1 protein-coding gene is annotated in these 312 nt (G+C 69.2%); it reads left to right on the top strand.

Annotated elements, in window-relative coordinates; genetic code table 11:
* On the top strand, positions 1-312 hold a 312-nt coding region (locus ONA70_RS36550; protein ID WP_265011031.1), incomplete at both ends, for an MFS transporter.

The following is a 312-nucleotide window of genomic DNA, read 5'->3' as shown; positions in this document are numbered from 1 at the left end:
AGCTCGACGCCGCGGTGCTCAAGGTGGCGGGAGTCGTCGTCCTCGGCGCGATCATGTCGATCCTCGACGTGACGGTCGTCAGCGTGGCGCTGCCGACCTTCCAGAACGAGTTCGACGCGTCGTACGCCCGGGTGGCGTGGACGATGACCGGCTACACGCTCGCGCTGGCCACGGTGATCCCGCTCAGCGGCTGGGCCGCAGACCGGTTCGGCACCAAGCGCCTCTACATGACCGCCCTCGCGCTGTTCACCATCGGCTCCGGGCTGTGCGCCACCGCCGACAGCATCACCGAGCTGATCGGCTACCGGGTGC

The organism is Micromonospora yasonensis (assembly GCF_026013475.1).
GTDB classification, from domain to species: Bacteria; Actinomycetota; Actinomycetes; order Mycobacteriales; family Micromonosporaceae; genus Micromonospora; species Micromonospora yasonensis.
Note: the sequence above shows the minus strand (reverse complement) of the source record. Positions and strands in the feature narration are given on the sequence as shown.